General features: G+C 62.6%; 14 protein-coding genes. 7 read left to right on the forward strand and 7 right to left on the reverse strand.

The window, feature by feature from the left end; genetic code table 11:
• Positions 1–509 precede the first annotated feature (509 nt).
• Complete coding sequence (locus ACPEH8_RS05975) at positions 510–1,940, forward strand: serine hydrolase domain-containing protein (protein ID WP_423666263.1); 1,431 nt, start codon at positions 510–512, stop codon at positions 1,938–1,940.
• Positions 1,941–2,081: 141 nt separating this feature from the next.
• On the opposite strand, the gene ACPEH8_RS05980 is transcribed toward ACPEH8_RS05975, so the two are convergent.
• From ACPEH8_RS05980 to ACPEH8_RS06000, 5 genes are all read right to left on the reverse strand, one after another.
• On the reverse strand, positions 2,082–3,428 hold the full coding sequence (locus ACPEH8_RS05980) for an alpha/beta fold hydrolase (RefSeq protein WP_423666265.1): 1,347 nt from the start codon (positions 3,426–3,428) through the stop codon (positions 2,082–2,084).
• Between the two features lie 432 nt (positions 3,429–3,860).
• Entirely contained in the window at positions 3,861–5,837 is a 1,977-nt protein-coding gene (locus ACPEH8_RS05985) for a BCCT family transporter (RefSeq protein WP_423666267.1), read from the reverse strand.
• A 46-nt stretch (positions 5,838–5,883) separates the two neighbouring features.
• On the reverse strand, positions 5,884–6,984 hold the full coding sequence (locus ACPEH8_RS05990) for a hypothetical protein (protein ID WP_423666269.1): 1,101 nt from the start codon (positions 6,982–6,984) through the stop codon (positions 5,884–5,886).
• Between the two features lie 290 nt (positions 6,985–7,274).
• The gene (locus tag ACPEH8_RS05995; RefSeq protein ID WP_423666271.1) at positions 7,275–8,528 is read right to left on the reverse strand and encodes a DUF2254 domain-containing protein; all 1,254 of its coding nucleotides are present in this window, start codon (positions 8,526–8,528) and stop codon (positions 7,275–7,277) included.
• 457 nt (positions 8,529–8,985) lie between these two features.
• Positions 8,986–9,903: a LysR substrate-binding domain-containing protein gene (locus ACPEH8_RS06000; protein ID WP_423666273.1), complete on the reverse strand. Its 918-nt coding sequence runs from the start codon at positions 9,901–9,903 to the stop codon at positions 8,986–8,988.
• Between the two features lie 128 nt (positions 9,904–10,031).
• Here ACPEH8_RS06000 and ACPEH8_RS06005 point away from each other — a divergent pair, with 128 nt between their 5' ends.
• Positions 10,032–10,592 carry a hypothetical protein gene (locus tag ACPEH8_RS06005; RefSeq protein WP_423666275.1) on the forward strand — a complete coding sequence of 187 codons (561 nt, stop codon included), beginning with the start codon at positions 10,032–10,034 and terminating at the stop codon, positions 10,590–10,592.
• Positions 10,593–10,918: 326 nt separating this feature from the next.
• Positions 10,919–11,770, forward strand: coding sequence for an MBL fold metallo-hydrolase (locus ACPEH8_RS06010; RefSeq protein WP_423666277.1), 852 nt, complete (start codon positions 10,919–10,921; stop codon positions 11,768–11,770).
• A 244-nt stretch (positions 11,771–12,014) separates the two neighbouring features.
• On the opposite strand, the gene ACPEH8_RS06015 is transcribed toward ACPEH8_RS06010, so the two are convergent.
• Together ACPEH8_RS06015 and ACPEH8_RS06020 are read right to left on the reverse strand one after the other, a co-directional pair.
• Positions 12,015–13,580, reverse strand: coding sequence for a hypothetical protein (locus ACPEH8_RS06015; protein ID WP_423666279.1), 1,566 nt, complete (start codon positions 13,578–13,580; stop codon positions 12,015–12,017).
• A gap of 675 nt (positions 13,581–14,255) precedes the next feature.
• Entirely contained in the window at positions 14,256–15,467 is a 1,212-nt protein-coding gene (locus ACPEH8_RS06020) for a serine hydrolase domain-containing protein (RefSeq protein ID WP_423666281.1), read from the reverse strand.
• A gap of 581 nt (positions 15,468–16,048) precedes the next feature.
• Between ACPEH8_RS06020 and ACPEH8_RS06025 the strand changes: the two genes are divergently transcribed.
• The 4 genes from ACPEH8_RS06025 (at position 16,049) to ACPEH8_RS06040 (ending at position 18,399) form a co-directional block, all read left to right on the forward strand.
• Positions 16,049–16,399, forward strand: a complete 351-nt coding sequence (locus tag ACPEH8_RS06025) for a hypothetical protein (protein WP_423666283.1) — start codon at positions 16,049–16,051, stop codon at positions 16,397–16,399.
• A gap of 127 nt (positions 16,400–16,526) precedes the next feature.
• On the forward strand, positions 16,527–16,838 hold the full coding sequence (locus ACPEH8_RS06030) for a cupin domain-containing protein (protein WP_166473221.1): 312 nt from the start codon (positions 16,527–16,529) through the stop codon (positions 16,836–16,838).
• Positions 16,839–17,388: 550 nt separating this feature from the next.
• Positions 17,389–17,733 carry a hypothetical protein gene (locus ACPEH8_RS06035; RefSeq protein WP_423666285.1) on the forward strand — a complete coding sequence of 115 codons (345 nt, stop codon included), beginning with the start codon at positions 17,389–17,391 and terminating at the stop codon, positions 17,731–17,733.
• 141 nt (positions 17,734–17,874) lie between these two features.
• Complete coding sequence (locus ACPEH8_RS06040) at positions 17,875–18,399, forward strand: DUF6622 family protein (RefSeq protein ID WP_312710520.1); 525 nt, start codon at positions 17,875–17,877, stop codon at positions 18,397–18,399.
• Positions 18,400–18,443: the final 44 nt, after the last annotated feature.

Here is an 18,443-nt window from a genome sequence, read left to right on the forward strand (position 1 = left end):
CGACTGCACCATCCCCGCTGGTTCCTCAGGCGGGAACTTCCCAGATCCAATGGTGCCCAACATGGCGTAGTCGCTGGGCGTCCATCGGTATCGTGCGGTACCGATGCCCTCGCGGCCGATCCAGCAGGCATTGGGTTCCCTCGTGATCGACATCGTATCGCCTGGGCGATAACCGGCTGCGGACGCGACGTTGATCCGCATCGCCCCGCGCGCGGGCAACCGGGGCAGGGAGGTCCGCCCTTGGCCGGAAGTCCCCATCGACCCCGAAACGATCTACAGCGCTCCGAAGGCCTGGATGCCTCCGGAACGGAAAGTCCGTAAGCTCATTGCTTCACGCCCCGTATCCTCGGCGTCCGGTCGTTCGGGCAGCAGTCGAGCGGCCGGTTCTCCAGTCCTGTGATTTCACTGTCGTGGAAGGATCTTTGATGCTCAGGGTTACCCGCAAAGCCCTTGTAACTCGGGTTCCACGTCCACGCCAAATCCGCCTCAGGGTGGTATCCATCGTACTGATGTCGGCCGCGCTGTCCGTATCCGCGCAGGCGTTGTCGCCTGCCGACGAATCCCGGATTGCCAGAGTGGAACAGGGCCTTTCGACTCGTGTGGTCGTCAAGGACGCACCCGGCCAGAAGATGTCGCTTGTCGAACGCATGGCGTTCCATGACGTTCCTGCTGTCAGCATTGCCCTCATCAATAATGGACGCGTCGAATGGACACGTGCCTACGGCGTGCTCGATGCGGCCAGCCGGCGGCCCGCCACGACAGCAAGCCTGTTCCAGGCTGGCTCGGTCAGCAAGTCGATCACTGCACTGGGCGCGCTGCACCTGGTTGAGCAGGGCGTGTTGTCTTTGGACGATCCTGCGAACGGGCAGCTCAGCAGCTGGAAGATCCCGGACAACCACTTCACCCAGCAAGGTCCTGTCACGTTACGCGGTCTACTCAACCACAGTGCGGGCATGAACATACATGGCTTCCACGGCTACGCCCGAGGTCAAGCAGTACCTTCACTGCTCCAGGTGCTGGATGGCGTGGCGCCAGCCAACTCCGAACCGGTCCGCGTAGAGGCGATACCCGGCACAGAATGGAAATACTCCGGAGGCGGCTACAGCGTTGTTCAACTGATGATGACCGAAACGCGTGGCAAGCCGTTTCCCGAGCTGATGCAGGAGCTGGTCCTCGACCCACTGCAGATGAGGGACAGTACGTTCGCCATGACCTTGGCGCCGGCGTTGCAGGCACGGGCCGCAATGGGGCATCACACCAACGGGGCGCCCGTTTCCGGCGGGTGGCATGTGTACCCCGAATCGGCGGCGGCCGCGCTTTGGTCCACACCGACGGATCTGGCCAGGGTGGTCGTCGATATCCAGCAAACGCAGTCCGGCAAGCCCGGCAAGCTGCTGTCCAGTGGAATGATTGCCACGATGCTGAGCCGTGGGTTGGGCGAGTACGGCCTGGGGTTTTACGTTGAACAGCTGGGCGACGGCGTCAGCTTCGCGCACTCGGGCGGCACCGACGGGTTCCGCTCGCAGTTGTATGGCTACACCCACACGGGGCAAGGCGTGGTGGTGATGACCAACAGCGACAACGGTGCCGCCCTGATTGACGAGATTCTTGTGAGCGTTGCTGCCGAATATGGCTGGCCAGAGTTCCAGATCACCGAGAAGGTCGCGCTGCGATCCGATCCGGTTGGCAACGCGATGCTTGTGGGCAACTACATCCTGGTGGAGAAACCTGCACAGGTCATTGCCGAAGGCGATCGGCTGTATCTCCGGAGCGAATTGTTCGGCGAGCGACCGATAGAGCTGTTTGCACAGTCCAAGACCCGGTTTTTCATGACCGCACAAGACATGACGGTTGAGTTCCAGCAGGTAGGTAAGGACAAGGCAAACGGCTTTTTGCTGAAGCGCGGAAACAACACCTATATCGCCACCCCAGCGCAATAGCGGGTAAGCCACTGCTGTCCAGGGTCCGCCATTGGCCGAACCCGGATGGGAGGGGGCAGGGCGTGCTCGGCACGCAGAGGGCTGCCTGGTGCGCGATTGCAGAGGGCGTGCTGTCGACGTGATCCGCTCGGGAAAGCGCCATCACTCTGGCGCGGGCTCTGCACAGCGCTCGCTGATCACGGCGCCCTCAATGAAGCTGTCGACAGCCGCTACAAAGCAGCGAGGCGCCACCAGTGCCAGCAGATGGGCGCCGCGGTCCACCGTGTGGAACGTGACAGGCCCTGACCTGCCAAGCGTGGCAGCGTGTTCCTTGGCGCCGGCGTACGCGGTATTCGGGTCCAGTGTTCCCTGAATCACCAGAGTCCGCGGGAGGGTGCGCGGACTCGTTCCGAACCATGCATCGCGTGGGTAGCGCGGAACGCTGCCATTCACCAGCAGACCGGGAATGGGGCTGACGAACAGCGCGTCCTTGGCCTCTTCGTTGACAGTGGCCATGCCGAGCTCCGGCCGGGCGTTGTTCTCCGAGGCGGCAATGAGCATCACCAGCGGCAAGGCCGGTTGATTGTTTCCACCCTGTCCCAGCTGTGCCAGCGCAACGTTCCAGTCTTTTACCGTGGCAACCAGCGAGCGGTCGTCGCCGGCGGAAAGATCCTGCACGATCCTCGGGATTCGATCGCGCAACGCAGGGAAGCTCAGCAGCGCGGCGAAGAATCGGCGCACGTCGCCGCCCGGCACCTCTTTCTGCCAGCCCGCATCCTTCACGGCCAGCAGCGTCCGATAACGCTCGAGGCTACGTTCATCCATGCTGTCCCGGCCCACCTGATCGACAAGCGCTGTGCGCCGGCTGAGATCGAACGTTTCAGTGGTTTCGGGCGGCACCAGTCCGTCAAGAATGAGGCCATCCACGCGAAGGTCGTTGACCTGGAGCGCGCGCAACGCCAGTTGAGTGCCGTAAGAAACGCCATACAGGAGCACCGGGCCGCTGCGATCTGCGTCTGACATCAGGATGCCAAGGTCCTGCGCGGCCTCGGTAATAGAGAAGGCCGAGGTCCGTTGCAGGTTGGCGTACATGGCGCCGATGCAGGGTCCCCATTCCGTTCCCGCCAGCCCCGTGCCTTCCGGGCTTTCGGGTGATTCCTGGACGGGGCAGATCCGCGAGGATCGGCCTGTGCCCCGGTGGTCGGGAATCACAAGATCAAATCCGGGAAACGCGCGCTGGTAGGTCTGGATCAACGGGTACAGGGATGCCCCTGACTCACCGGGACCGCCAGAGAGCAGCCAGACCTCGCCCCGTCTGGTCGTGTCGGCGCTGGCGGGTATGCGCCGCAGGAACAACGATATGTGCTCGCCTGATGGGTCGGCATGGCGCAGTGGCACATCCATCAATGCGCACTGCGATCCGCGTAAAGCGGGTGATGCGTCATCCTCGCAGGCATGCGCCTCCGGCATCGCCGCAGTGGCAGCCAACGGTGCGACCACAAGCAACATCGCCCACAGCATACTGCGACACATCGGCTATCCCCTTGGGTGATCTGGCCACTACGATGAACCGGCCGCGGGATCGAGGCGAATGCCGGAAGTAACCCTGGACTGCCGTCTCTGTCTGCTTCCGGCTGAGAGGGGCAGGCGCGTGCTGCCACCGCCACGTCCTGGACACGGCATATACACCTTCCGACAGGGGAGTCCACGCCTGACCAGTTGTTCCGTTCGGTCATGCCGAATACGGGGCCCTTTGACCTTGGGTCCCAGCATTCGTTGACGATGCCAACGTCGGCATCCTGCCGGGATCGCTGCTTTCTGAGCTGCCGGGAGCGGTTGTACTGAGGTTTGCACCCAGAATCTGGAAGAGGTCGCCCATTCCTATCCAAGGCGCCTTGCTTGACGTCCCGGCCAACCGGCTCCGGTTGGCCGGGACATGGATCAACGAACGTGATCCAGGAACTGGCGGTGGCGCTCGTACTGATCCAGCACATCGTGAATCAACTGCACCTTCGGCCAACCCATGACGTCGTAGTCTTGTCCGCCCTCGCGCAGGTAGACTTCAGCCCGATAGTGGCGGGTGCCGTCGCTCACTGGGCGACGCGGGTCCTGCAACGCGAAGGTGGGGGGGGCGTAAGGCTGGGGACGCACGGAGTAGAAGAAGTCCATCTCCTCGCCATGACCTACGCGAAGCCAGGCTCGCCCATCTTCTCCTTCGGTAACTTCAACCGGAAGATCCTGCTTGCGCAGCTCCACTGCAACTTCCTGCAGTGCCGGCAGCACGTGATCCCTGATGAAGCCAACAACCTCGATCCTGATGGGGTTGTGAGCAAGCAGTCTGAGCCTGGCGCGCCAGTCATCGCTGGTGCCCGGAAGCAGTCGTGCTTCACGGGAGATTGAACGCTTGGTGGCGTCCAGATGCATCGCTTTGAGAAGCCCCCAGCACATCAGGATCATGACGATCGTAAAGGGAAGGGCGCTGGCGATGGTTGCCGCCTGGAGAGACTCAAGACCGCCTGCGATGAGCAGGGCGACAGCGATGCCGCCAACCAGCAGCGCCCAGAAGATACGCTGCCAGACCGGAGACTCTTCCTCTCCCTTGGACGTCAGCATGTCGATGACCAGCGCGCCGGAGTCAGCGGAGGTGACAAAGAACAGCGCGACGAGGACAACGGCGAGTGAAGAGGTGATCATCGTCAGAGGAAGATGGCGCAAGAACTCAAACAACGCCATCGAGCTGTCATCTGACACGGCCTTGACGAGCTCCTGTACACCTTCCGAGCGCACCATGAACAGGGCGGAGTTGCCGTAGATGGTCATCCAAAGGAATGTGAACCCAAGCGGGACCAGCAGGACGCCGACCACAAACTCACGCACCGTGCGGCCGCGCGAAATGCGGGCAATGAACATCCCGACGAACGGAGACCACGCAATCCACCACCCCCAATAGAACAAGGTCCATCCACCGAGCCAACCACTGGGCTCATAGGCATACAGATTGAACGTCATCGAAAACAGTTGGGAGGCATACATGCCGGTGTTCTGCACGAAAGCCTGCATCAGGTGAACGGTGGGGCCGCAGACAAGCACGAACGCGAGCAGGGCGACGGCCATGATCATGTTGATTTCAGACAGGCGGCGAACACCACTGTCGAGCCCGGCGACGACAGATCCTGTGGCCACAAGGATAATGATGCCGATCAACGACACCTGCACGAGGGTGCTCACTTCCAGACCGAACAGGTGGTTCAGCCCGGAGTTGATCTGCATGACCCCAAGACCCAGTGACGTGGCCAGGCCGAAGATGGTGCCAAGGGCGGCAAATGTATCGACCGCGTGGCCGACGGGTCCGTGAATGCGCTCCCCGATGAGTGGATAGAGTGCTGATCGCACGCGCAGAGGCAGGTTGTGGCGATAGGCAAAGTACGCCAATGCCAGCGCAACAACAGCGTAGATCGCCCAGGCATGCACACCCCAATGGAAGAAGGTGATACGCATCGCCTGGCGAGCTGCCTCGGCAGACTCGGCTGTTCCTGTGGGCGGCGTGGCGTAGTGCATGATCGGCTCTGCCACGCCGAAGAACATCAAACCGATGCCCATGCCTGCAGCAAAGAGCATGGCGAACCACGATGCATAGCTGTAGTCAGGGCGGCTGTGATCCGGGCCGAGCTTGATGCGCCCGTAACCACTGATCGCGACACCGACGACAAAGACCAGGAAGCCTGCGACCGCCAGGATGGTGAACCACCCTGCGTCATTGGCGGTCCAGTTCTTGGCTGCTGTGAACCAGGTTGTTGCCTTCTCTGGAACCAGAATCGATAGCGCCAACAATAGAATCACGCTGGCTGCAGTGGGAATGAACACCTGCGGCAAGATGCGCTGGCGAACAGGAGTGGATGGCGGAGCTGGGCTCTGCATGAGTTCCTCCGGTTGATGATCGTTGAAGCAGCGGTGCGGCTCGCGCTTAGAAGTAGAAACCGATGTTGAGGTTGAGTCGGCTATGCCAGCGCGAAGGGCCGCCGTCGTCGATTCCGATGCCGTCGCCCCCGGCAAACCACATGTTCTTGCCTGCAATCCAGTCCACGTAAGTGAGCATGATCCCCTTCTGCAGGCTGCATCCGGTGACGTTCTGCCATGACTCCCTCACGCCCTGGCTGCGTCCTGACGGGCGCGTCATGCTCAGATTGTTGTAGCAGGTGATGTCATCGAGCCACTGCCGCGCACCGAAGGAGTAGGCCACGTTCGCGCTGGGGACATCGGCTTCCGACGCGATTTCGAAAGGCGCAAGGAACGCGGACATCGCAATCCGGTCTCCTGGCACGTTGTAACGGTAGCGAGCCCACTGCAACTGCGTTGTCCAGCCATCCCGTGTCCACTGGGCATGCAGCGCCGCACCTTGGTGGTCATAGTGACGGCGAGTGGTGGTGTTCTGAACCTGACCGCGGAACGCAGAGGCCCCGAGCAGCAGCTCACCTTCATTCAGGGAGCTCGTGTATTCGTATCTGAAGTGAACGCGCTCACGTTCCTTGTAGGGCAGATCGGCCGTTTGTGCCACGTCGAACGAGTACCGGTCGTAGCGTGCTCCGCTCCCGTACTCATCTCCTGAGAACCAGCCGGCGGTCCAGTGATGGTCGCCATGTTTGTGGCTTACCGTCACGCCCGGATCGTAATCGTCCTCAATGCCAAGGTAATACCCTGAGCCAAACCAGAAGCTCTGTGAAACGGTTGGCAGGAGTCCGAAGGGGACCTGCTGGATGCCCGCTCTGACTTGCGTGGCATCGCCGAGATTCCACCCGGCGTAGGCATGGTGGACCGCATCAAAGCCGTCGTACCAGCGATATTGGGCGGAGAGGAAAAGCGTTCCAGCTCCAGCGTTGACGTCTGCGCGAAGCAGTTCAAGTTGCAGGCGGCTCGTGGGGCCGTAGTCCAGCCAGCCGTAATTGAACCGGACGGCGCCGCCCATATCGATAAACGGTTCACCCTGGGCGTTGGGGGCTTCTTGAGCATGGATTGTGTCTGTGGACGTTGCAGCAGCACACAGAAAAATCAGGGGAAATACCTTCACGATAGTGTCTCGTGGCCTCCATTTTGCGAACGAAAGCGTCCAAGTCTAGCGCGATAGGCTGGCCCACCCAAGCGAAAGGGACTTTCCGCAACGTGCGGGGGCGTGATCAAGCCGCCGCTGGAACGCGTCGGGGCGGTATGGAATCATGACGCCCGTGAAAACGAGGGCATGGCGTAGCGGGCCACCGGTCGAGCGAGAGCAATCTGCCTGATCGAGTGCAGTTCTGATCTGGTTTCAGCCGCGATTGGGATGGAGCCATGCCGGATGGTTCCGCTGGGGCTCCGTCGACCTCAATCCGGTTCCTGCGCGCCCCGAGTGACGGCCGCGTGTTGCGCCCTGTGGCGCTCTACGGCAGCAATGGTTCGAAGTTTCTCGCGATCCGGAGCGAATGCAAGGGTCTGCAAGGCGCGCTCCAGCGACAGATCGGCATAGCGCTGCGCTGCTCGACGCGTGTCGGATGAGCAGTCAGCAGATAGCGCAGCGAAAGCCTTCTGGAGCCTGATACTGACCTCAAGCGATCCTGCTGCACCAGTCGACAGGGGCGCGAATACATCTTCGAACAGGTCGTCGACATCAAGTGGAGCCATATGTACAAACGGATACTGCACCTCCTTGGCTTCGCATTCGGATGACAACGCGTCCCATCTGAGCAGCAGGCGCACGCAGGTGCCGATGACCGTAATGCATGTTCCTGGGTCATTGACGGCTGGCGACATGGCACGCACACCAATCTCGGCAAGGACGACAAAACCATAGCGCGGATCGTTCTCCATTCTGCGGGAGCCGCCGATAGTGAAGGCCGCAAGCAGTTGCGCTCTCAGCTCATCGTCGAGCGTGCCCAGAACACTGAAAAGTGCACGATTCGGGGTTGCGAAAGTGCCCGGCTGACAGGTCACATAGATGAGGAGGTGGTGTTGTTCTGCGATGGTGTTGAGGCGCTGCACATCAATGTGCTCGACGTGACCCACATCCTCAGCGAAGACATCGACCGCGTTGCCCGGAGCGACGCCGTCGTAGTGCGCAGCACCAAGGAAGGGCGCTTCTGCACGCTGCTGCATGGATTTCAAGCTGACCTCTTTGACGAGGTCGACCGTTTCGCCAAGTCGTCCAAAGCGGGAGAACTGCTCAATGGCGCGTAGAAGTGTGACGGTGATGACGAGGATGACCGCGATGGTCGCGCCAAAGAGAACAAGTCTGCCGCTGTCCCCGTAGATGCCGGTGCTCAGCGCAATGAGACCGACGATGGAGAACAGGAAGGCACCAATGAATGTGGCCAGCGTACTTTGCGCTCGCGTGTCTTCAATCAGCAGCCGGGACGCGCGCGGCGTGGCGTTGGTCGACGCTGAGCCGTACGCGGCCACCATTGTTGACAGTGCGAAGGTAGTCACCGTCAGCATTGAAGCGGCCAGGATGCCGAGGATGTTGCCGACCGAATCAGCGCCGATCCGCGTTGCGAGCCCGGTCGGAAACACGAACTTGGCGCCAGCGCCTGCCAGAGCCGTCGCGACGCCCAGCACCCCATACAGCGTGGATCGGAACCACATTCTCCTGCTGATCCTGAATAGAGTCAGCCGCCACTTGGTCATCATAGGGTGCTTGCCCGGCGTGTGATGACGTCAGTATCCCAGCTGTGTGGACGTGGGCGCGTCAACGCCAAATGGCGGGGCCTGTCCCTCGTCTTTATTGCGTGTCACAACACATGTCGAAACGTTCGACGGCTTGCATAGTGGGGGCAGCCACGAGGCGCAACCCGAACAGCCAGCGGCGTGCTCGTTGTTCCACACGCTGCAGGCGGCCCTTGTTCCGGTCCTTTCGAAGACACGAGTCGCCAGAGCGCTACGCGCAGCGCTCCTGTCGCTCCCGTGCTATCGGGGTAGAACCCGTCTGGAACCGGTCTGCAAAGACAGAGCGCGAAATGTTGGATTCTGTGGCCAGCGCTTCGACGGTCCAGTCACGCCCGGGGACTCTGTGTAGGGCATCCGTGCATGCCAGCGCGTGTCCTCACGGCGTGGTCGTCAAGTCAGTCTCCATCCGAACCGCGCGGGCCTCGTCCTGCAGCCAGCGTGCAAACGCTTGCACTGGGCCGGCAGTCAAACCGATCGGTTCGGACAGCACCAGGCAGAACGTCTTGGACACCGTCTCGCCTTGCGGCCATGGCGCCACCAGCCGACCTTGCTCCAGCTCTGTCCCCACGTAGAGGCGTGGCACCAGGGCGACTCCGAGGCCGGCAAGCGCGGCTTCAATCAGCATCGCATGAAGGTCGTAGCGTGCACCCACCGCTGGATTGGCGAGGGTTATACCCACCTTCTCGGCATAGCGCTGCCAAGCATCTGGGCTTTGTCGGCGGTGCAGCCGGGGTAGCTGGTCCAGTGAGACACAAGCCTTTGCGCCCTCGATGAGCGCGGGATGGCACACCGGTACCAGCACTTCCTGCAGCAGCGGGTAAGTGCGCATACCTGTCCAGGCGGGGTGCTCGAAGTGCACGGCGGCGTCGAATCCACTGCCGGCAAGCGCGAACGGGTCAGTGCGTTCGGAAAGGTGCACGGTGATGTTCGGGTGCGCGCGGGTGAATGCGGGCAGGCGAGGGATGAGCCATCGCAACGCGAAGGTGGGCGTTACGGCAATGTCCAGGCTTGCAGCGTCCTTCGGTTGGCCCATCAGGTATTGGCTGTCCCGGTCCAAGCGGTCCAGCGACTCGCGGACCTGGGCGGCGTATCGTTCGCCATTGGGCAGGAGACGGACGCGATTGCCGACCCGCTCAAATAGGGAGACCCCCAGGAAGGATTCCAGCCTGCCGATCTGGCGGCTGATGGCACCCTCGGTGAGGGAAAGCTCTTCCGCTGCCCGCGCAAAGCTGCCGTGGCGGGCGGCGGCCTCGAAGGCGGTCAGGGCGGTGCTGCTGGGAATCTTCCTGCGCATGGGGATTCAGCGTGATCTTTTGTCACTGAAGCATACCGAAACGTCGATTTGATGTGGGCCAACGCAGGTCTAGCATGACGGGACATCAACAAGGGGGCGCGCGCGCAAGCCGGCCCAGGAGTGTTCCCATGATCTACGCCGTTGAATGCAGCTATTCCGACTTCGCCAGCGAGGAGGAATGGAACGACTTCTACAGCCTGCACAAACTGCCTGCGCTCATCTCCGTGCGGGGGTTCCACACCTCGCAGCGCCTCAGGGCATGTGGTGCAGGGTGCCCGACCTACCTTGCACTTCACTCGATAGACGGCCTGGAGGTCCTGCAGGGGGACGAGTACGTCCGGAAGGGAGGGGGCAACTTCGCACGCTGGCAGCATCACATCACCGACTGGCATCGCAACCTGTACAGTGGCTTGGATCGGGCCCCCGCCGTCGAGCAGGGCGATTACCTGCTGGTGAGTCGCGTCGGCCCTGAGCCGATCATTGCGATGGGGATTGCCCCCGAGCCCTTGCATGCGGTTGCGCTGGATCACGCGCCCGCAGCGCTCTGGCTTGCGCGCCTTCCGGTCGGGATGGTTCCAGCCACGGAGCCCTTTCCCAGTGGGGTGCATGCGTATGCGCCCATGACAGCACAACTCAAGAGCGTGTCCGATGCAGGCCGGTCAGGGGTGGAGACGCACCCAGATGCCTAGGCTCTCGATCTACTTCACCGAGGAGCGGATGCCGGCGGAGGACAGTCTCGACGCGCTCACTGAGCGATGCGCGGTGCTGTGTACGGACGTGCTTGGTGCTGCGTTGGACAACGTCCACATCCTTTACCTGGCTGCGCGTCAGGGGCGGGGCCTTCCGGCGTCTGCGGAGCTGGCCTACCACTGGGTCCGGAGAGAACGCCCGAGCTCATGGACGAGTTCATTCGGCAGCTCGATCTGGCCATCCAAGACCATGCAGGACTGACGGCGCGCATCCGATGCTTTGGCTACGCCAATGATTCCCTCCACGCGCGAAACTGACGAGCGGCATGAACGCATCCATCATTGAACGGGCTCTGCCCACCCTCCAGATCGGTGACTTCCTGGTCCAGGCGATCAGCGATGGCCATCTGACCGCCAGTCTGGATCTGCTCTCCCACATCGATCCGGCCGAGGCCGCGCAGCTACAGCTGAAGGCCGGGGTCAGCGACCCTTCCTCGATCCACATCAACACCTACCTGGTGCGGGGGAAGGGCCGCACGATCCTCATCGACGCCGGTGCCGGGGGGGTCAAGGGCTGGGGAGGGGAGTTGAAGGGCAATCTATTGCGAGCCTGTGTGCAGCCCACGGATGTGGATACGATCTTGCTCACGCATGCGCATCCTGATCACGTTGGCGGTCTACTCGATGCTCAAGGTCACCCCGTCTTTCCCAATGCGGAGCTGTTCATACACCCGCGCGAGCTGTCCTTCTGGGAGGACGACGGCAACCTTGCCCGCAGCAATGATCGTGCCCGGGGCAACTTCCTGCTCGCACGGCAGGTGTTCGCCGGATATCGCCGCAACTTGCGCTTGTTGGCCGAGGGCGATGTGTTGCCCGGCATCAGCATGGTCCCGCTGCCGGGCCATACGCCAGGTCACACCGGCTATCGAGTCGATTCGGAGGGCCAGACTGCCTTGATCTGGGGCGATATCGTCCATTTTCCGCATATCCAGATTGCTCGCCCCGACGTATCCATCGCATTCGACCAGGATCCGCAGCGGGCTGCGGCGGCCCGTTCAGCGCTTTTGGATATGGTCAGTGCAGATCAGTTGATGGCGGCCGGCATGCACTTGGGTGAGCTGGGGTTTGTTCGCATCCAGCGCATCGGAACAGGTTATTGCTTCACATACGCCGGATGAAGAAGGACTGGTTGTTGTAAAGGCTGCGTCCGCTTCTGGCCGAGAGCGGACACCTGGCAGATCACGTCCACGGGAGCTGAATCTTGCGCTAGCTTGTGCGACTGCATCGAAAGCGCGGCAGCCCGTCAGTCGCTCAAGCTGGACTTTGACGCTAGCCGTAGCTGGTCTTCCGGCTGCAACTCAATCCGAGTTCCAGCAGCGAAGCGATTATCGCCGTACCCGTCTTCTTGGCTTCGCCTCGATATCACTGTCGCTTGTGAAAATCCCACATGCGCGGTTCAAGGGTCCAGAGGTAGTGCCGCAGCTGCACCTGGTGTATCGGCGCCTGCGTGGCGATCTCAACACGGTAAGGCACATCCCGGCTTTCCCAGGCCAGTGGCAGCTCATGCTGCGCGCTCACTTCCCGGATGACGAGTGGCAGCACCGAAAGTTGCCGGGCAGGGATTTCCTTTCCCTGGGCATCCAGCGGCACGGCCACGGTCCACAGACCGACCGAGCCCTGCTGCGACGCCCGTGCATGCACCACGGACAGCCGCGTGGGTGAAATCGACTGCAGTTCGACACCGGCGTTCACGGATGAAGCGTGGTGCAACGGGATGGTTTCTTCCGATTGCCAACGGTAGACCTCCGCCATGACCGTCGCGCGCAGCATCTGGATCCGTTCGCGCACCGACGGATCCAGACCCAGCGGCAGGCGGAACGGGAAGCCCGGCTCATGCTCTGCGGCAGTGAAGCGGTCACCCAGGTAGAGCTGCGGCAGCACGGTCTGTACGACGACATCGGCAAGGACATCGCCAGCCGCGTCCAGCGCCACCACCGGCCCCAGCTGCGCCACCAGCACGGCCTCATCGGTGCGCCCCCGCGACAACCGCGACAGCGCGCCAATAGCCAGCCCTGCCTCGCCCCTGCCTGCCGCCTGCATCCAGCTGAACCACATGTTGCGCTCTAGCGCTGGCAGTGCTTCAGAGGCGACCATGTGCGGCTGCAGTGCACCGGCGGGTACTTCGCTCAGGCTGTACATCGATGGACCGCCTTGGCGGCCGTCGAACGGCCCCCCCGCTAGCACCTGCTGGACCTGGCCGACGTAATCCTGGTACAGGCCCAGGTCCTGCGCCATTTCCAGATGGGGCGCGTGGCGCATGGTGGCAACATGCACCTCATGGAGGCTTGCCGGGTGGCGGCCCCGCGCATCAAACGCGAGCTGCACGCGCAGTTCAATGGGCATGCCGTCGGACAGACGGACGGCGGCACGGCCACCTCCCCGCAGGCCCTTTTCAGCCACTTTCAAGGCCAGCAGCGCCGTCTCGCTGGAAACATCCAGAACCCGTGCCTCGGCCATGAACGGGCCGTGCGGCTCGATCGTCATCGGAACGCGAACGTGCTGGCCAACATGCAAGGCCACCGGCAGCCGCAGGGGCCGTAGGCCCGCCGCCTGACCCATCTGCAACTGGCGCTGGGCCAGTTGTGGATCATGCTTCTTCAAGCGCGCGAACGCGTCTGCGTCTGCACTCCGCAACGGGCTGGGCGCACCCGTTGATCCAAGGGTGGACAGGAACCCTGCTCGCAGCACGGCGATGATATCTGCGTCCACAGTCGCACGTGGATCAAGCGCCGCCGTGCCTACATCGCGCTCCGGCGCATCAGCGCTGCGGATCCACAGCGGCTGGAGGTGCACGCTGCCAGCCTGGGCTTCGGTGAACAGCGTGGCGCGGTGGAAGCCCACGTTGCCCGCATCGACATCAGGCGCATCGGCGTTGTGAACCGAGTGGAGGACGTAGTACAGCTCAGGATTCGCCACGGCCGCCTTCACCGCGCCGGCTGCCGCCGAGCAGCACAGCGCAACCATCATCACGTACAGCGTGGTGGTCATTACCTTCTTCATGCTTTCGTGACGTCCTTGTTTGCGCGGTATTTGACGGCACTGCGTAGGATGGCGATATCCGCAGTGTCGACTGCAGGCCGCAGTGTATCAACCGCTGCGCCATCTTCAGTGCGTCGCCGAGCTTGATGAGCTGAGCCAAACGGGTTCCGCTTTGGTATCCGCAGGATCGCCCTGCGCCTCATTTCTCACAGCACCGGCAAGCTGGGAAGTGGAGCTGTGAGTAACGAGCTCAACCTGCCCCGATTGCGCCCGAGGACCGAGATGGCGTTTGCACCACCTCATCCGCGATGGACCCCGTCCCGCCTCCAGACGCTACACTTGCGCATGGATGTTTACCCTTCGATTGCAGCGCAGGCGTCTGCTGCGCGTGGCTCTCGGTGCTGCTGCGCTTATGCCGCTGGCATACTCGCGTGTACCTGCTGCAGCACTGGCAACTCCTGTCACGCCTGAGGTCCTGCCGTTTGGGCCGCAGATGACGCCCGATCTGTTTCTCACCGTGACCAGCCAGGAACGTGACGCCACGACGCTGGCGAGCGGCGCCAGGGCCTGCACGAGATGCCACAACGTCCAACCTTATGCTCGGTCTCTTCAGTGCCTACAATGTCAGCCGTCTGCGGCTGTGGGGACGAGAGTTTCGGCCAAGCGCAGCACATCGGCAGGGAATGTCGCGTAGTCATCCAGCGGTGCGGCATGGTCGTCGCGACGGTGGATGAGCCTGACAGCCACCAATTTCTGCTCCGGGACGATGATAAGATGCTGGCCAAGATACCCGTTGGCAGCGTACGCAGCGATCGGCCCGCGCTGCACATCGAACAGATCCGTCAGCTTCAGCCCGCGACCGGTGATCTGTTCACTGTACTGCTGGGGCCAGTTGGGACCCAGTTGGTCGGCCAGAAAGGCAAGCAGTTCGGTCTTGCTGTTGAAGCTGCGCCCATCCGCTGCCAGCATGGCCTGGCTGACATCGCCAGAGACACCGCGCTCTGTCAGGCGGCTGGCTGAGTGCTCCGTCAGTCGATAGCGCTCCCATTGCGGAATGCGCCACCACAGCAGTCCCACATCCGGCGAGCGCGCACTTTCTGTGGTCAGCAGTGCCACCGAGTGTTCACTCATCAGGCGTCGCCCGCTTGGCGCCACACCACCATCGAGCATGAGCTGGCCGAGGGCAGCCAGGTCCGTGGCCGACAGCGAAAGTCCCGCCATGCCCATCGGTGTTCCGCTCTCATCCCTCATCCAAGTGTGGCCGGTGATCCCCAGTGGCTTGAACAGCGTGTCGTTGAGATACTCATCCACAGGCATACCGGCCAGCTCCTGGACGATGCCGGACAGCAGGTTGGTGGCTTTGTTGTTGTAGGCGAAGGTGGTGCCCGGGTCGGCGGCGAGTTCAGCGGCCAGCGCAAGTTTCACCAGGTTTGGTGCGCCTTCCAGCTCTGCACCGGCGTTGGGCACGTTCTGCAGGCCGGAAGTGTGGTCCAGCAGCATGCGGACGGTGATGTCGCGCTTCCTGCCCTGGCGCCACTCTGGGTAAACCGTGCTGACTGGCGTGTCGATGGAGGCGAGGCGTCCGTCATCGAGGAGCAGTCCGATGGCCAGGGCCAGTACCGACTTCGTTGCCGACATCAGATGGATGGATTCACGGATGCCACTGGCGCCGCCCTGTAGAAGCAGGCGGCCTTCCTGTTGCACAAGCACGGCATCGGAATGCGCGGCGCTGGCGTGGCGCTCGAGGGCATCCAGCGCATCGGCGGTGTTGGCCAGTACCGGCCCTACGCAACCCAGCAGCAGCGACATCACCAGCACGGTCCATTTCTTCTTCATGAGCACCTCCCTGTGGGTCGAGGGTGCTATGTTGACTACAGGTGTAGTCAATTTTCAGTGCCTTAAGTAATGCCGTCCGGCGCTGGCAGCTTTGCGATTGGATCACCTTTCTGCAGGCGATCCCAAAACCACGTGCAGCGACGTTGGCCAAGCGGCGGCTGACGAGACCTTGCAGATCATGAACTTCGACGGCACGCGGAGGCGTTGTGTGGCTGCCGAAGAGAGTGCATGCGGGCGCGGCTGCGTGGGTACCGCCCAACGGCGCCAGGTGCCAAAGGCATCGCGGGCGCTCTTGCGAGTCATCAAGGCGGCCTGCATATTCTGATCCCGGTACTGGATTCCGCTGCGGTTCGCCGAGACGATCTCTACCAGCACGCAAGCTTGGTGACTGTGTTTCTGTCCGGCTATCTGCTCGGCCGGGAGCCGAGCTTCTGGCAGCGGGTGGAGGCGTTGCGCTGGGCATCGCTTGGGACGGTTGGGGGGAATTCGTGGTCTACCTCGCGCTGGGTCAGCTGGGCCTGCGGTCTCATCCACCTTTGAATCTGATAGCGATGTGCTGCGAGATGCTCCACGTGTGGGGCATGCTGCCGACCCTGCTGGGGTGGGCTAAGCGGTACCTCAACCGCCCCTTCCGCTGGCCGCTTTACTGCACTGAAGCAATTTACGCATGGTACGTGCTGCACCAGAGCCTGCTGATTGCGCTGCTGTTCTGGGCGAAGCCGCTGCAGCTGGCCCCTGTGCTGGAGCTACTCCTGTTGCTTGCAGGAACTATTTTGGGATGCGGGGTGCTGCACGAACTTCTGATTCGACGCTCACGGGTGCTTCGGCCACTCTTCGGTCTCAAGTCGCAGCCACGCCAGACGGAATCGAGAGATGTGCGTTCAGTGGTGCCAGATGCGGCGCAGCCCGTACAATCAGACAGCGGGCAGTGAGTACTTCGACGGCCATTACCGCGACGGATGTCTGAACCTCACATGGTTCCTGCGGGGCAATACGCCCGCACTGATGTCCAGGCGTTCTCAATCAGTATTTCCAACTCCATCAGGCGTTATCACCGGCATGAAAATCTTTCGTGGAAGTACTTTCAAAGCTGACCGTCCTTGGGGTGCTGAGGATATCGCCAATATGGGCGGAATCACCACTCGCCTTCATTGGACAGACGAGCCGTACAAGTGGCATGTGAATGATGGAGAGGAGGTCTTTGCCGTCCTGAACGGTCGGGTCGAGATGCGATACAGGCTCTCGGGGGTGGAGCACAGCACGATTCTTGAAACAGGTGACGTCTTCTATGCCTCCATCGGTACAGAGCACGTTGCCCACCCAGTCGGAGAGGCAAGAGTTCTTGTCATCGAGCGTGAGGGCAGCGTCTAACATTCTGACCGCTGCGGGTGAGGCAGCACCTTGGCACCACGCACTTTCCCTCGACACATTCTGCACGCCGCCTGGGGTGTGTCCGCGGCGCTGGCCGGAAGTGAAGGGCAGCCATCCAAATCGACGCGATCCGCTGACCAAGCACCGGATTCCTCTTTCACGCAGGAGGCGGTGATCCCCGCCTATCGCGCTCGGTCCAGCCGCGCCCGCGCTGTGGTTGCGGTGGTGGGGGAGAGCAGTGGGTCCGGATCGCGACGGATACCACGGTGGCCCGGTTCGATGCGATCCATCGACCGGGGGGCGACATCATCCTGACCGCGCAGGCCGCGACGCCGCGCCTCACCGCGTGGCTGCAGCAGGAGTCGTTCTAAAGGGCATATCCAGCCGGCTGCGTGCGCCGTATGAAAGAGCTCGGGCCTTTGGAGCGCTGACGGCGTCAGTTCGGCAGTGCGAAGCTCACACGTACACATGGGGCTGTCCTCACCTTGACAGGCCCTTGGCGCACGCCGTGGATACTTCGGCCGTCGCCACCTTGCAGGACCTTCCAGCCATGAGTGCCCGGTTACATGCAGCGCCGAAAGTCGTCCGTCTGGAGGCTCTGCCGCTGGATGGCGGCGAGTCGGTGGTGGTGGTTGAACTGAACTGCGTGCCGGGGCGCGGCTGGGCCAAGGCATTGAAGCGGGTCCTGGCGGATACGGAAGGTCTCGAGTCCACGCAGCTGCGATGCGATGGCCGCTTCGCCTACTTCATCGGCGTGGACCTGGACCAGCGCGGTACCACGCAGCGCATCAACCAGGCCCTGGCCGCCGCCAGCGAGCGGACGGGGGCCGGCACGCCTGCGATGGCGCCTGCCGGTGCCATGCCCGCTGCGGCCATAGCCGCTCCGCCGGCCTGAGCGGGCGTCCGCTACGCGCGCCCGGACGCAATAGCAGTCATCTGGTATCGCTGACACCTGTCACTTGTTCAGGTAGGCCGGTCCGTCAATAGTGAGCGCCACCACCGCCCTCCGTGCGGCCACTCACTGAAAGGACCTCCCGTGACCCAGCTGCAGCCCATCCTCTCGCACACCCCGATCTGGGTCTGGGTGATCCTGGCGTATCTCATCACCCGCGGCGTCGCGGCCATGCGGCCGGGACAGACCTCGCTGCGCAGGCTGGCGATCGTCCCGGCCCTGTTCATGGTGTGGGGCATCTGGTCGATCAGCCACCGCTACGGCGGTTCGCTGGTGGCGTGGAGCGAGTGGCTCGCCGGCATCTGTGCAGGTGCGATGCTTGGCTGGGTGCTGCTGCGCCGGGCGACGCTGACGGTTGATGAGGCAACGGGCCAGCTGTGGCGCAGTGCGGACTACAGCCTGCTGCCGCTGCTGCTGGTCACGTTCCTGGTGAAGTACGGGTTCGAGGTGGCGCTTGCGGTGTCGCCTGCGCTCAGTGCCAACGGCAACTTCAGTGCCGCGTATCTGCTGCTGTCTGGTGGGTTCACCGGCATCTTCGTTGGCAAGTACTTGCGGTATCTGTCGGTGCTGCGCAGGGGCATGCCCAGCAATCTGGGCCCGGTGCACTGAGGTAGGGAGGGGCTTGGGCGTTTGCAGGCTCCCGTTGACCTGCC

The organism is Stenotrophomonas sp. NPDC077461 (genome assembly GCF_049545475.1).
In the GTDB taxonomy this organism is placed as follows: domain Bacteria; phylum Pseudomonadota; class Gammaproteobacteria; order Xanthomonadales; family Xanthomonadaceae; genus Stenotrophomonas; species Stenotrophomonas nematodicola.

Bases quoted from the DNA above. Each gene is read 5' to 3' on its own strand.
- ACPEH8_RS05975 (WP_423666263.1), top strand. From the start codon at position 510: ATGTCGGCCGCGCTGTCCGTATCCGCGCAGGCGTTGTCGCCTGCCGAC.
- ACPEH8_RS05980 (WP_423666265.1), bottom strand. From the start codon at position 3,428: ATGTTGCTTGTGGTCGCACCGTTGGCTGCCACTGCGGCGATGCCGGAG.
- ACPEH8_RS05985 (WP_423666267.1), bottom strand. From the start codon at position 5,837: ATGCAGAGCCCAGCTCCGCCATCCACTCCTGTTCGCCAGCGCATCTTG.
- ACPEH8_RS05995 (WP_423666271.1), bottom strand. From the start codon at position 8,528: ATGTGGTTCCGATCCACGCTGTATGGGGTGCTGGGCGTCGCGACGGCT.
- ACPEH8_RS06000 (WP_423666273.1), bottom strand. From the start codon at position 9,903: ATGCGCAGGAAGATTCCCAGCAGCACCGCCCTGACCGCCTTCGAGGCC.
- ACPEH8_RS06005 (WP_423666275.1), top strand. From the start codon at position 10,032: ATGATCTACGCCGTTGAATGCAGCTATTCCGACTTCGCCAGCGAGGAG.
- ACPEH8_RS06010 (WP_423666277.1), top strand. From the start codon at position 10,919: ATGAACGCATCCATCATTGAACGGGCTCTGCCCACCCTCCAGATCGGT.
- ACPEH8_RS06020 (WP_423666281.1), bottom strand. From the start codon at position 15,467: ATGAAGAAGAAATGGACCGTGCTGGTGATGTCGCTGCTGCTGGGTTGC.
- ACPEH8_RS06025 (WP_423666283.1), top strand. From the start codon at position 16,049: ATGCTGCCGACCCTGCTGGGGTGGGCTAAGCGGTACCTCAACCGCCCC.
- ACPEH8_RS06030 (WP_166473221.1), top strand. From the start codon at position 16,527: ATGAAAATCTTTCGTGGAAGTACTTTCAAAGCTGACCGTCCTTGGGGT.
- ACPEH8_RS06035 (WP_423666285.1), top strand. From the start codon at position 17,389: ATGAGTGCCCGGTTACATGCAGCGCCGAAAGTCGTCCGTCTGGAGGCT.